We start from the raw sequence: 13646 nt of genomic DNA, 5'->3' as shown, positions 1-13646 counted from the left end.
GACTTTCATCTTCTTGCTTTCCGCTCCTGGGAGCGGCTGCCTGAAGTGCTTTGCAGCGTTGTCAGCCGAGCCCACGAGTATATGCCAAATTCCGGGTCCTGCAAGACTGCCGTGAACAAAATCGGCGTCGGAGCCTTTCCCTCCGGGGACGGCGCTTCGCGCCGCCCCCGGAGGGAAAGGGAGGCTCCTCCGATAATCCATGCCACATGGCACTCATCACACTCCTCAACGCCCAACTCGCGTTCGGTCACGTCCCGCTGCTCGATCATGCGGACTTCTCTCTTCTCGAATCGGAGCGTATCGGCCTGATCGGGCGCAATGGTGCCGGCAAGTCTTCGCTGCTCAAGATACTGGGTGGCCTGGAGAAAACGGACGACGGCACCCTCCAGCTGCAGCAGAACCTGCGCATCGCATTCGTCGCCCAGGAACCCCAGCTGGACATGGACGCGGACGTATTCACGGCCGCAAGCCAGGGGCTGGCCCCGGTCATCGCCATACGGGACCTCTATCTTTCAGGTGCAGAGGGCCTGGACCTGGATGCGCTGCAATCCCAGATCGAAGCTTTCGACGCCTGGAACTGGGAGCAGCGCGTAGAAGAAACGCTGCATCGGCTCCACCTGGACCGCAACGCCCGGGTCGGCTCGCTCTCCGGCGGTACCCGCAAGCGGGTCGCGCTGGCCCAGGCGCTGGTCGCCGCGCCGGATGTTCTTCTATTGGACGAACCCACCAACCACCTGGACCTGGACTCCATCGAATGGCTGGAGCAATTGCTGATCGACTTCAAGGGAAGCGTCGTCACCGTCACTCATGACCGCAGCTTCCTCAACCGCGTGGCCACCCGCATCGTGGAGCTGGACCGGGGCAAGCTGAATTCCTACCCGGGCAATTTCGAGCAGTACCTGCTGCAGAAGGAAGAGCAGCTCGCCCAGGAAGCGGTCATCAGCGCCAAGGCGGACAAGCTCCTCGCACAGGAAGAAATCTGGATCCGCAAGGGCGTGGAGGCGCGCCGCACCCGCAGCCAGAGCCGCATCAGCCGCCTGGAAGCCCTGCGCGCAAGCCGCGCGGCGCGCCGGGAAGTGCAAGGCAGCGTCAACATGGACGTGGCCTCGGGCCAGAGCAGCGGCAAGATCGTGGCCGAGCTCACCGAGGCGACCAAGTCCTTCGGCGAAAAGACCGTGATCCGCAAGTTCACCGGCACCATCCTGCGCGGCGACAAGGTCGGCCTGCTGGGCCCGAACGGGGCGGGCAAGACCACGCTGCTCAAGCTGATCCTGGGCGAGCTCGAGCCCGACAGCGGCAAGATCCGCCGCGGCACCAACCTGCAGGTGGCGTATTTCGACCAGATGCGCGACAAGCTCGACCTGGACGCGACGCTGGAGGACTTCATCAGCCCGGGCAGCGAGTGGATCGAGATCGGCAGCCAGCGCAAGCACGTGAAGAGCTATCTCTCGGACTTTCTCTTCTCCCCCGCGCGTGCCAATTCGCCGGTGCGCTCCCTGAGCGGCGGCGAGCGCAACCGGCTGCTGCTGGCGCGCCTGTTCGCGCGCCCGGCCAACGTGCTGGTGCTCGACGAACCGACCAACGACCTGGACATCGACACGCTCGAACTGCTGGAAGGCCTGCTGCAGGACTACGACGGCACCGTGTTCCTGGTCAGCCACGACCGCACCTTCCTGGACAACGTAGTGACCAGCACGATCGCCTTCGAGGGCGACGGCCACTGGCGCGAATACGAGGGCAGCGTGCAGGACTGGCTGATCCAGTCGAAGCGCGCGCGCGAGATCGCGGAGCAGCGGCAGGCCGCCGGCGCCCCGCCTGCCCCGCCGCCCGCACCGGCTCCCGCCGCCGCCGAACCGGCGCCCGCGCGTCCGGCCGGCGCCGCCCGCAAGAAGCTCAGCTACAAGGAACAGCGCGAACTCGAGGCGCTCCCGGCGCTGATCGAGGCGCTCGAGGCCGAGCAGAAGCGCATCGGCGAAATGCTCGAGCTCGACGGCGGCGCGATCTACGCCAGCGACGCTTCGCGCGCGGCCGAGTTGAGCCAGCGCCACGCCCAGATCGACGACGAACTGCTGGCGGCGCTGGAACGCCAGGAAGAGCTGTCCGCCGGGCGCTAGTTCATTGGTTCTACGACGGACCGTCCCGCCGTCCCACGCCGCAGCGGCGCCGACTGGGCTATATATGCGGCTTCCAAGCTCCGGGAACGCCGCATGTCTTCCTTCTACGCGCTCTTTGGCCGAAGCATTGCGCTTCTTGTCCTCGTCCTGCAGGGCGCCTGCGCACAACTGCCTGAGCACGTCGACCGGCCGGTCTCGACCGCGCTCTCCTCGCCCAACGGCACCGCGCTGGAGGCCTTGGTGCAACAGAGGCGCAAGGCCGACGGCGCGCGCTTCGAATCCGGCTTCCTGCTGCTCGCTGGCCCCCCTGCCGCCTACGGCAGCCGGCTCGCGCTGATCGAAGGCGCGCAGAAAACGCTCGACCTGCAGTATTACGCCATCCATGCCGACGCCAGCACCGGTCGGCTGGTGCGGGGACTCCGGGCGGCGGCCGAGCGCGGCGTGCGGGTGCGGATCCTGCTCGACGACCTGCACAGCACCGGCCGCGATGCGCTGGTGCTGGGCCTGGCGTTCGTGCCGAACATCGAGATGCGCCTGTTCAACCCGCTGGCCGGCGCGCGCGGGACTTCGCTGGCGCGCGTCTTCAACTCGATCGGCGATGCCTCGCGGATCCAGCAGCGGATGCACAACAAGCTCTTCCTCGCCGACAACGTGCTCGGCGTCACCGGCGGGCGCAACCTGGGCGATGCCTATTTCGGCAATGCGCTGAAGGGCAACTACATCGACGTCGACATCCTGGCGGCCGGGCCGATCGTGCGGGACCTGTCGCGCAGCTTCGACAGCTACTGGAACAACGAACGCGCCTATCCGGTCCAGTCGCTGGTCAAGCGCAGCGAGCTGGAGGCCATCCGCGAGCGCGCGCAGCAGGCCGACCGGGAACTGGCCGACGAGTCGGCCCGGGCGCAGAACTCGCCGCCGCCGGCCCCCCCGCCGCCCGCGCCCGGAACAGAACCGAAGGACGGCGCCGCCCCGACGCCGGCACAGCTCGCCCGCGCCTGGGACGAAAAACCGATGGACCTGCGAACCGCCCGTTTCGTCTGGGCGCCCGCGGTGATGCTCGCCGACCAGCCCGGAAAGATCCCGGCCGACAAGGGCGCCGAGAAGACGAGAGCCCCGGGCCTGGTCGTGAGCCAGCCGGGGGACGCCGCCAGCTCGTCGCGGCGCGCGGCGGCGCTCGAAGCCAGCTCCGACCTGGCCGCGGGCAGCGACACGGTGGTCGAAGGCCTGCTGCAGCTGATCGGCCAGGCCCGCAGCGACCTGCTCATCATCTCGCCCTATTTCGTGCCCGGCCCGGACATGATGCAGGCCTTTGCAGCGGCGCGGGGGCGGGGCGTGCGCATCCGCGTGCTGACCAACTCGCTGTCGTCGAACGACGCGCCGGTGGCGCATGTCGGCTACTCCCGCCATCGCGAGGACCTGCTCAAAGTGGGCGTGGAACTCTACGAGCTGCGCAGCGAGCAGGCCAGCGTCGGCAATGCCTTCGGCTCGTCGGGCAGCGGCGGCAGCCTCGGCGAATCGCGCTCGATGCTGCATTCGAAGGTGCTGGTGATGGACGGCCGGCTGCTGGTGGTCGGCTCGATGAACCTGGACCTGCGCTCGCAGCTGCAGAACACCGAGATCGCCCTGCTCGTGCGAAGCGCCGAGCTCTCGCGCGCGGCCTCCGCCCAGATCGAGCGCGGCATGCGCGAGGGTTCGTGGCGGGTCGAGCTGGACGGCGGCTCGCTGGTCTGGCGAGCGCCCGAAGGCAGCGGGCTGAACGACACCTCCACCGAGCCCGACGCCAGCCTGACCCTGCGCCTGCTGCTGCGGCTGTTCGGTCCGCTGGCGCCGGACCAGCTGCTGTAGGGCGCCGGCGTCAGTGTCAGTGCTTGTGCTGATGGGCCGGCGCGGCGGTGTCGGCCCCTTCGGGCGCGCCCACCGGCAGGTTCAGCTCGAGCGAGCTCTTCTGGCCCTTGGCATCCTCGAAACGCAGCGTCATCGGCACGGTCGATCCCTTGGCCAGCGCCTGCTTCAGGTCCATCATCATCACGTGGTTGCCGCCCGGCTTGAGCTCGACGGTCTGGCCGGCAGGCAGGTCGAGGCCGCCCGGCAGTTCGCGCATCTTCATGGTGTCGCCTTCCATCTTCATCTCGTGCACCTCGGCCACGCCGGCGGCCGGCGTCGTGATGCCGACCAGTTTGGTGCCGGTGGGCGCGGTGAGCTTCATGAAGGCCCCGGTGCCGCTCTGGCCCGGCACCGACTGGCGCACCCAGCCGTCGCGCACGTCGACCGTGGCCACGCCCTGTGCCACCACGTCGAGCCTGGCGGCAGGGCTCTTGAGCCCCGCGGTCGAGCTGCCCGAGGCCGGCACCTCCGCCCAGTCGATGCTGCCCACGTCGCAGGTCTGAAGCACCTTGAACCACAGCGGGCCGGGCGTGCCCGGCACCTTGCCGCGCAGCACGAACTCGGCGCGCTCGCCGGCGGGCAGCGCGGCTTGCGGGCTTTCGGCGGTCCAGCGCACTTCGCCGTCGCCGGCGTTCTTCTGCACGTCGAGCTTCCAGCCCTTGCGCGCCTGCGCGTCGCTCAGCAGGAAGCCCTTGGGCAGGCGCACCGCCAGGCCGGTGGTGGCCTTGGCGCCTTCGCAGGCATGGCCGACGCGGAAGGCGGCGTTGTAGTCGCTGCCGACAGTGGCGCCGCCCCGCGGCAGCGTGACATGGGCGAACGCGGCGGCCGTGCCTGCCAGCAGGGCGCAGGCGGCGGCGGTCTTGAGGATGGTGCGCGGGTGGTTCATTGCGGGAACTCCTTGAAGAAAAATCGGTTGAAAGGAATCAGAGGTCGAACTTGAGCTCGGCCACGTAGGTGCGTTGCGGATAGGGGTGGAAGGCCCAGTACTTGTTGTTGTTCAGGTTGTCGATGCCGAAGGCCGCGCTCCATTGCCGGTCGATCCGGTAGCGGATGCGCGCGTCGACCACGAAGAACTTCGAGAAGCCCATGTAGGCCGCGCTGTTGCCGTCGCTGTTGTCGAGCGTGCCGTACTGCTTGCCGCTGTAGCGTGCGCCCACGGTGTAGCTCCATCTGGCGTCGGGCCGGTAGGTGGCGAGCAGCGTGGCCCGTAGCTTCGGCACGCGCGGCTGCTCGCGGCCGACGCTGGCGGGAAAACCGCTGTTGGCCGCGATCTTCGAGCGCGTCAGCGTGAGGCTGCCGCTCAGGTCCAGCCCCTTCACGCCCACGTCGACCGCGTTGAGCGCCACCTCCAGGCCGCGGGTGCGGATGGCATCGACGTTCTGCACCGTGCTGACCAGATTGGTGAGGGCCTGGCTGTAGAGCGCGTCCTTGGTGTTCTCGAAGAACAGCGTGGTGCGCAGCACGCCGTCGAGCCCCCAGCCCTTCAGGTCGCGCTCGGCGCTGAGCTCCGCCGTCCACGAGCGCTCCGGCCGCAGGTTCGGATCGGTGTTGACGATGCGGTTGCCGTCGATCGAGCCCTGGTAGAGCTCGCTCACCGTCGGCATGCGCACCGCCCGGCCGGTCGATGCCTTGAGCAGCCAGTCCGGCGTGGCCTGCCAGGCGAGGGCGGCCTTGGGCGAGTCGTAGCTGTTCCTGCGGGGTGCAAAGTCGAGCAGCTTCGTCGCGCTGCCGAGCTGGCCGCCGTAGGCCTCCCATCGTTCGTGGCGCAGGCCGAGCGTGGTCTTCCAGTCCTTGGCGAAGCGCCAGGTGTCCTGCACGTAGAGCGACTGCAATCGGGTGTTGCCGTTGAAGGCGGAGAACGGGGACACGGCCGGCCCGGCGATCCAGTCGAGCGTGTTGCCGACGCCGGTGCGCAGGCGGGCCGTGTCCTGCTGGAAGCCGAAGTCGACCACGTGCGCGCCCACGCCCTCGGCCGAGCCGGTGGGCCGCCATGTGCCGGCGGCCTTGAAGGTGTGCCAGCCGGAGCCTCCCATGTCGGTGGTGCGGCCCGGTCCGCCGTTGAAGGCGCCGGGCAGCGGCGTGGTGGGCGTGCGCGAGGTGTCGCGCGCATAGTCGAACAGGCTCGCGGACAGCTCCCAGTCGAACACCCCGCCGGTGTGGCTCTTCACCGAGAGGCCATGCATGTAGTGGGTGAGCGCGGTTTCGGTCGGCGCCAGCGCGGCGCTCGGCGCATCGAGGTTGTAGCTTCGCCCGGCGATGTTGACGCGCCCCGAATACACCGGCCGGCCGAAGGCATCGCGCAGGTAGGTGTCGACGCTGCCGTGCGTGGTGTTGTTCCAGGTGCCCAGCGTGTAGGTGGCGCGCACCGTGGGCGAGAAATCGTAGGCCAGCTTGAGCTTGGCCTGCCCCTGCGTGGTGTCGTAGATCGTCGAGCCGCCTACCAGCCACCAGGGCTGGTTCGACGGGTTCAGCCCCAGTACCGCCCCGGTGACCGGCGTGCCGGCATTGCCCAGGGTGCCGGCACTCGCGAGCCGGTTGCCGAACACCAGCGCCTGCCCCTTGCTGTGGGTGCGCGAGGCGCTGAGCCACCATGACCAGTCGCCGCTGCGGCTGCCCAGCGAGAGCTCGAGCTGCTGGCCGGCGGGCGAGGAGTGGCTGTTGTACAGGTCGAAGTTGGAGGCGAAGCCGCTGAGCTTGGCGTGCGCTTCGAGCTTCGTGGGCATGCGCGTCACGTAGTCGACCACGGCGCCGACCGAGTTGCCCGGATAGGCCGCCGAGAACGGCCCGTACAGCACGTCGACCCGCTCGATCTCCTCGGGCGAGACCATGCCCCAGCGCGGCGCGTAGGTGGCGCCGTTGCCCAGCGGGTTCGACAGCATGATGCCGTCGGCATACACCATCGAGCGCGCGCTGTTGCCCGTGCCGGAGGCGCGCGTGGCAAGCACCGCATGGTTGAAATCGCCGATGTAGCGCTTGCGCACCACCAGGCTGGGCAGGTACTTGAGCGCGTCTTCGCCGTCGGTGGCGTTGACGGTTTCGGCGATCTGCTCGTGCGTCACGCCCTCGATGGTGGTCGGAATCTGGGTCGGCAGCGAGGTCGGGCGGCCGCCGCTGACCGTGACGGTGCTCAGGGTGCGCGCACCGCTGCCGCCGGATGGATCAGGCGCGTCCTGCGCCCACGCGGGCGCGCCAAGGGGAAATGCCATGGCGATCGCCATGGCGCGGGAATGCTTTGTCACTGGGAACCTGCTCCACGAACTTCAAGCCGGACAGGCCGCATGCACCGTCGATCGGGCGCACGCAGCTACGGTTTTGACAGCTTCAGGAGAAGGCGGGAGGCCCGCGCGCCGGCAGCGGCGCGGCGGTGGCCGCGGCCAGGCGCGCGGCGGGAATGGACTGGACCACGCGGCCGAGCGGCAGCGGAAGGTCGAAAGCGGCAGCGGCCGGCGACGGCGGCGGCGCGCCGGTCAGCACGCACAGCGGGCAGTCCATGTGCGAGGCGCCCATCTCCTGCACGCCGTCTTCGGTGTGGACCACCGCCTTGATCGAACCGGCGCTCGAGCACACCAGTTCGACGGCCTGCGGATGCACGATCGGCGAGGCCACCGCCGCGCCGATCGAGAGCGCGAACCACAGCAGCACCCAGCGGCCGACGAGGCCGAGGAAGCGGGGGTGGTTTCGCAGCAGGTGCATGGCGTTGGCGATTATCGGCGCTGTTTGTTCTTTGGTGCCGGTGCGCGCTGGGCGGACTTGGCATTGCCCGAACTCCGGGTGCCCGAGGCCTTGGCGCCGGAAGCCTTGGCACCGCGATGGCTCCTGGCCCCTTGCGCGCCGCGGGCGCTCGCCTTGGGCGCGGGTGCGGTCGGCACCGCGGCGGGCGGCTGCGCCACCAGCGGGACCGCCTCCACCTTGAAGCCGCGCGCCGCCAGCAGCGCCGGCAGCCCCTGCGCCCCGACCATGTGCAGCGCGCCCACGGCGGCGAACACGCGCTTGCCGCCCGCGTGCATGCGCTCGATGCCGTCGGCCAGGCCCGGGTTGCGGTCGTCCAGCAGGCGCTTCATGAGCCGCTGCTCGGCGGGCGTGTTGAGGCAGTTGCACCATTCGGGATAGCGGCCGAGCTTGTCCGCGTCGCCGCGTGCCCAGATGTCGGCCAGCTCCTTCATCTGCGCGCGCAGCTGGCCCGATTCCAGTTCGCTCAGGGCTGCGTCGATCTGCTCGGCCTCCTCGGCCTCGGAGTCGCCGGTCAGCATCTTCAATTGCGCGGCCGCGCTTTCGAGGGCGAACACCGGCTTGTTGTTGTTGCGTGCGGAGACGGCCAGCGCCTCGTCGGCGCCGAACTCGGGGTACAGGCCGTCGGCGCGCGCCACCAGGCCGGTCAGCGCCATGACCTGCAGGATGGGCTGCAGCCCCGTGGCCTGGCCGGGCGGCACGCAGGCGGCCTCGTTCTGGCGCGCCAGCCGCTGTGCGCGCTCGCCACTGAGCAGCCGCGCGACCACGGCCGGATCGGCCTGCTGCGTCAGGGGCTGCATCGCGACCGGGTCGCGCACATCGAGTTCCAGCGCCAGCGCGTCGCTTTGCTCCAGCGCCTTCTGCACGGTAGGGCCGGGCCGCACCCACTCGGCGCGCCCGAGATGAATGGTCCCGTAGAGCCAGGAAGTGCGCCCGTCGCGCTCGGCGCGCCACAGCAGGCCGCGGTCGGCCGCGTTCCACTGGCCGACGGCCGCGCCGGGCTTCCCGAGACTGGCAATGGCGGACGGCGGGCAGGCGGCCTGCGCCGCCAGCGCGAAGACGCAGCAGGCGCCGGCCAGCGCGAGGCGCGGCAGGCGCGAAAGCAGGGACGCACGCGCGGGCGTCTTGGTCTTCAAAAGGGTGTCGCGCCTCGGCGCAACCAGGATCCGGAGTATCCGCAAGGCTTGCTCCACGATGAAAGAAAGTCCGGCATTCTCACAGCACCGCTGCCCATAATCCGGAACATGCAGAGCATCTTCCATCTTGCCTTCCACGTCCGCGATCTCGACGCGGCCCGCCGCTTCTATGGCCAGGTTCTGGGCTGCGCCGAGGGCCGGAGCACCGACACATGGGTCGATTTCGACTTCTTCGGCCACCAGATCTCGCTGCACCTGGGCGAACCCTTCGCCACCACGCGCACCGGCCGCGTCGGCGACGCGATGGTGCCGATGCCGCACTTCGGCATCGTGCTCGCGCTGCCCGACTGGCAGGCGCTCGCGAAGCGGCTGAAGGCCGCCGAGATCGAGTTCGTGCTCGAGCCCCAGGTGCGCTTCGAGGGCCAGCCGGGCGAGCAGTGGACCATGTTCTTCTGCGACCCGTTCGGCAATCCGATCGAGGCCAAGGGCTTTCGTTCCCTGGCAGCGCTCTACGACAAATGAACCCTCCGCCCCGAGCCGCCCCGGGCTGGCTCGCAGCCTCTGCGGGCGCCGGCGCCGCCGCATTGCGCGCCGCGGCGGCGGTACTGTGGCTTCTTTTTGCGGCGGGCACCGCCCACGCGGCCATCGATTGCGAGCTCAACGACCGCAAGGCCGATCCATCCGACGGCAGCAGCACCGCGGGCAAGACGGGGCTGATGCGCTGCAAGGAGCGCGAAACCGGCGAACTCCAGCGCGAGCAGCAGATCCAGAACGGCGTCTTCATGGGCTTGGCGCGCTTCTATGAAAAAGGCAAGCTGGCCAGGGAGCACACGCTCAACGCCAAGGGCCACATCCACGGCCTCGCCCGCGAGTTCGCGCCCAACGGGCAGGTCGTGCGCGAGGCGGTCTACGACGACGGACAGGAGCAGGGCCTGGTGCGCAGCTTCTACCCGGGCGGGCAGCTGCGCCGCGTCACCTTCTATCCAGCCGTCGGCACCGACCGCGCCTTCGTCGAGTTCACCGAACGCGGCCAGATGTCGGCCCTGCGCTGCGGCGAAACGCCCATGCTGGCGCCGGCCGTCGACGACGCCCGGCTGTGCGGGTTCATCAGCGGGCCGTCGCAGGTCGAGCTGTTCGATGCGGGCGGCATCCTGCGCTCGCGGCTGTCGTACCTGTCGGGCAAGCGGGTGCGTTCGCAGAGCTTCTACGACAACGGCAAGCCTTCCGTGCAGGACGAGATCGTCGGCAGCCAGCGCACCGAGCGCCAGTTTTCGTCCGAGGGCGTGAAGCGCCGCGAAACGGTGTGGCTGCTGGTCGAGCGCAGCGCGGTGCGGCAACGCGAGCAGGAGTTCTCCGAAAAGGGAACGCTGATCCGTGACCAGCGATGGAACCCGGCGGGCGAACCGATCGGCGACGACAGCTACCACCTCAATGGCCGGCCGCGCAGCAAGTCGGTCTACCGCGGAAGCGGCAATGCGCGCACGGTCGAGATCACCGAGTTCTACGAGAGCGGCCAGCGCGCCGCCCACGGCCGCTACCTGGTGGCGGGCCGCGGGCGCCAGGTGCCGGTGGGCACGCACCGGCGCTTCAGCGAAAAGGGCAACCTGCTGGCGGAATCGAGCTTCGATGCCAAGGGCCGCGTGACGCGCGAGCGCAGCTGGGACGAGAACGGCGAACTGCAGCACGACGAGCACGTGCTCGAGGACGGCTCGCGCAAGGCCTACACGCAGTAGCACGGCGCACCCCGGGGCCGCGCAGGCTTCATCAATCCAGCTTGATGCCGGCCTGCTTGATGATCGGGCCCCAGCGTTTCGACTCGGCGCGCGACAGCGCCGCGAACTGCGCCGGCGTGCCCGGCATGGCTTCCATGCCGAAATCGTCGAAGCGCTTCTGCACGGCCGGCGTACCGAACGCGCGGTTCAGCTCGCTGTTGAGCCTGGCGACCACCGCGGGCGGCAGCCCCGCCGGGCCGAGGATGCCCTGGAACGCGAACACCTCGGTGTTGGGCACGCCCACTTCGGCCAGCGTCGGCACGCTGGGCAGCGTCTTGCTGCGCGCGCCCGAGCCGATGGCCAGCACGCGCACCTTGTTGCCCTGCATGATCGGCAGGCCCGAGGCCAGGTCGAGGAACATGCACGGCACCTGGCCGCCCATCACGTCGGCCATGGCGGGCGCCGCGCCGCGGTAGGGAATGTGGGTGATGAAGGTGCCGGTGCGGGCCTTGAACATTTCCATGGCCAGGTGGTGCGGCGAGCCATTGCCCGGCGAGGCGTAGTTGACCTTGCCCGGATTGGCCTTCACGTAGGCCAGGAACTCCTTGAAGTTCTTGGCCGGAAAGTCGGGATGCACCACCAGCGCGAGCGGGAACTTGCCGATCGCGCCGATGTAGGTGAAGTCCTTCTCCGGATTGAACGGCAGCTTGCTGAACAGGTGCTCGTTGAAGGCCAGCACGGCGTTGTCCGCCGAGAGGATGGTGTAGCCGTCGGGCTTGCTCTTGGCGACGAGGTCGGCGCCGATGTTGGTCGAGGCGCCGGGGCGGTTGTCGACCACGATCTGCTGGCCCAGCGTCTGGCGCATGGCCTCGGCCAGCACGCGTGCGATCACGTCGGTGCCGCCGCCGGCCGGATAGGGCACCACCCACTTGATGAGTTGCGCGGGGTAGTCCTGCGCGCGGGCAAAGGGCGCGGCGGCCACGGCGGCGCCGGAGGCGAGCGTGGCGAGAAGGGTGCGGCGATCCATGGATCAGTCTCCTTTTTGTAGTGGTTCGGTTGCGGACAGCGATGGTACGGGCAGCGCGTGCAGTGCGTCGGCCAGCGCGGCGCGGCAGCGCGCCTCGTCGCCGACCTGCTCGAACAGCAGCAGCGCGAGGCGGGCGAGAAACAGCGATTCGCGCTCGGCACCGGCCTCGGTGATGGCGCGCGCGCACTCTGCATAGAGCCGGTCGCGCGCGTCGGATGAAAGCGGTGTGGTCATCTGGCAATCTCCGTGGAAGCGGCGGCTGCAGCGCGGGCCAATGCGGCCTGCAATGCGCCGCCCGGCAAGCGCCGCCAGCGCGCGGCCACATGGCCGTCGGGGCGCAGCAGGTAGACGGCGCCATCGCGCGCGCCCAGCGCCTCGAACACGTCGGGGCCGGCGTGCGCGTCGGCGCCTGCGATGCCCGGGCCTGCAATGGTGGGCACCGCGAACGGCAGCGCGCCGCCAAGCGCCTGTGCCAGTTCATCGTCCGGCAGCGGCACGGCATCGGCACCCGGCTGGAGCACCAGCAGCGTGAAGACCGGCCCGATCCAGTCGGTCAGGTGGCCTTGCTCGAGCTGCTGCTCGGCCATGACCTCGCCGGGCAGCGGGCCCGCAGCCAGCGCATCGCCTTCGCTCGACAGCGCCGAATCCGCGTAGCGCACGGCCTGGGTCTGGCGCGGGTTGATCAGCTGCGCAATGCCGCGGTGCACCTGCGACAGCGAAAGCGCGGCCTCGCGCAGCAGGTCGAAGCCGCGCGACGGCGGCGACATGAACTCGGTGCTGCGCATGGCGTTCTCGGCATTGACGTGAAAAGCCGCGATGCGCTCCTGCGAGTAGGAGTCGAGCAGCGACGCATCCGACAGACCGCGCGCCACGAAGGCCAGCTTCCAGGCCAGGTTGTCCGCATCGTCGAAGCCCGAGTTGAGGCCGCGCACGCCGAAGATCGGCATCGCATGCGCGGCATTGCCCGCGAACAGCACGCGGCCGTGGCGGTAGCTGTCGAGCGTCATCGCGCCCGCGCGGTAGACCGAGGTCCAGACCGTCTTCCATGGCAGGTGGCCTTCGCCGATGGCGTTGAGGTGGCGCTGCACGAATTCGGCCACGGCCGCCGGCTTCAACGCGTCCTCGGTGCCCTGGCCCGCGCGCAGCTGGTAGTCGATGCGCCAGATGTCGTCAGGCTGGCGGTGCATCAGCACGGTCGAGCCCGGGTTCCACGGCGGGTCGAACCAGGCGCGGCGCTCGGTGGGGTGCGTGCTGTGCAGCTCGATGTCGATGATCACGTAGCGGCCTTCGTAGCCCGTGCCCTCGAGCGCGAGCCCGAGCGCCTTGCGCACGAAGCTCTGGCCGCCATCGCAGGCGGCAAGCCACTGGCCGCGCAGCCGGTAGGCGCCCTCGGGGTTGCGCACGTCCAGCGTCACGCCCTCTTCGTCCTGCGCGAGGCCGGTGAGCTCGGTGCCCCAGCGGATGTCGACGAGCCCCGGCGACGCCTCGTTGCGGCGGAGGATCTCGTCCAGCAGGTACTGCTCGATGTAGTACTGCTCGAGGTTGATCATCGGCGGCAGCTTCTGGCGCTCGTCGTGCGGCATCTCGAAGCGGAACACCTCGGCCGTCTTGTAGAAGCTGCGCCCGCCGGTCCACGGCAGGCCCTTGGCCATGAAAGCCGGCAGCACATGGAGCCGCTCCATGATCTCCAGGCTGCGCCGCGAGATGCAGGCCGCGCGGCTGCCCACGCACACCGTGCCGTCGGCCTCGAGCACCACGCTGCGCACGCCGTGGTTCGCGAGCCCCAGCGCCAGCGCCATGCCGACCGGGCCGCCGCCCGCGATCACCACCGGATGGCGGCCGGGCTCCATGCCGTCGTGCCCGAGCGCAGGCGTGCGCGCCGGGTAGCGCGTGTAGTGAAAGGCGCCGACGGAAGGCGGCAGCTCGGTGGCGCTGGCCGGCGGCGGCACCGGGCCGCTGGCGGCATCGGCGGCCCGTGCGCCGGGCGGCGGCGCGGTGGCCGGAGCGGTGGGGTTCGTCATCATGCAGCGGGATTGTCCCGATG

Annotated in this window: 11 protein-coding genes; 4 read left to right on the top strand and 7 right to left on the bottom strand. The window is 69.7% G+C overall.

The window, feature by feature from the left end; genetic code table 11:
• Positions 1-206: 206 nt before the first annotated feature.
• A complete protein-coding gene (locus VPA02S_RS14920) occupies positions 207-2114 on the top strand; it encodes an ATP-binding cassette domain-containing protein (protein WP_018907346.1) in 1908 nt (635 codons plus the stop codon).
• A gap of 93 nt (positions 2115-2207) precedes the next feature.
• Positions 2208-3959: a phospholipase D family protein gene (locus VPA02S_RS14915; RefSeq protein ID WP_062364350.1), complete on the top strand. Its 1752-nt coding sequence runs from the start codon at positions 2208-2210 to the stop codon at positions 3957-3959.
• Between the two features lie 16 nt (positions 3960-3975).
• On the opposite strand, the gene VPA02S_RS32370 is transcribed toward VPA02S_RS14915, so the two are convergent.
• From VPA02S_RS32370 to VPA02S_RS14895, 4 genes are all read right to left on the bottom strand, one after another.
• Positions 3976-4884, bottom strand: coding sequence for a copper chaperone PCu(A)C domain-containing protein (locus VPA02S_RS32370; RefSeq protein ID WP_062364348.1), 909 nt, complete (start codon positions 4882-4884; stop codon positions 3976-3978).
• Between the two features lie 37 nt (positions 4885-4921).
• Positions 4922-7204, bottom strand: a complete 2283-nt coding sequence (locus VPA02S_RS14905; protein WP_062364498.1) for a TonB-dependent receptor — start codon at positions 7202-7204, stop codon at positions 4922-4924.
• Positions 7205-7319: 115 nt separating this feature from the next.
• Positions 7320-7691: a DUF2946 family protein gene (locus VPA02S_RS14900; RefSeq protein WP_025569475.1), complete on the bottom strand. Its 372-nt coding sequence runs from the start codon at positions 7689-7691 to the stop codon at positions 7320-7322.
• Between the two features lie 11 nt (positions 7692-7702).
• On the bottom strand, positions 7703-8863 hold the full coding sequence (locus VPA02S_RS14895) for a TraB/GumN family protein (protein WP_244883468.1): 1161 nt from the start codon (positions 8861-8863) through the stop codon (positions 7703-7705).
• A 108-nt stretch (positions 8864-8971) separates the two neighbouring features.
• Here VPA02S_RS14895 and VPA02S_RS14890 point away from each other — a divergent pair, with 108 nt between their 5' ends.
• Positions 8972-9385 (top strand): VOC family protein, encoded by a 414-nt coding sequence (locus VPA02S_RS14890; protein ID WP_062364344.1) that lies wholly within the window; start codon positions 8972-8974, stop codon positions 9383-9385.
• On the top strand, positions 9382-10596 hold the full coding sequence (locus tag VPA02S_RS14885) for a toxin-antitoxin system YwqK family antitoxin (protein ID WP_018907344.1): 1215 nt from the start codon (positions 9382-9384) through the stop codon (positions 10594-10596). The genes VPA02S_RS14890 and VPA02S_RS14885 overlap by 4 nt, the downstream gene beginning before the upstream one ends.
• A 31-nt stretch (positions 10597-10627) precedes the next feature.
• Here VPA02S_RS14885 and VPA02S_RS14880 read toward each other — a convergent pair whose 3' ends face one another.
• From VPA02S_RS14880 to VPA02S_RS14870, 3 genes are read right to left on the bottom strand one after another with little or no spacing between them, the layout of a single operon-like run.
• Positions 10628-11602, bottom strand: a complete 975-nt coding sequence (locus tag VPA02S_RS14880; protein WP_062364342.1) for a Bug family tripartite tricarboxylate transporter substrate binding protein — start codon at positions 11600-11602, stop codon at positions 10628-10630.
• 3 nt (positions 11603-11605) lie between these two features.
• Positions 11606-11836, bottom strand: a complete 231-nt coding sequence (locus tag VPA02S_RS14875) for a hypothetical protein (RefSeq protein WP_062364340.1) — start codon at positions 11834-11836, stop codon at positions 11606-11608.
• Complete coding sequence (locus VPA02S_RS14870; RefSeq protein ID WP_062364338.1) at positions 11833-13626, bottom strand: FAD-dependent monooxygenase; 1794 nt, start codon at positions 13624-13626, stop codon at positions 11833-11835. Before VPA02S_RS14870 ends, VPA02S_RS14875 begins: the two co-directional genes overlap by 4 nt.
• Positions 13627-13646: the final 20 nt, after the last annotated feature.

This window comes from Variovorax paradoxus NBRC 15149, assembly GCF_001591365.1.
GTDB classification, from domain to species: Bacteria; Pseudomonadota; Gammaproteobacteria; order Burkholderiales; family Burkholderiaceae_C; genus Variovorax; species Variovorax paradoxus.
This window is presented reverse-complemented; position numbering and strand designations above follow the sequence as displayed.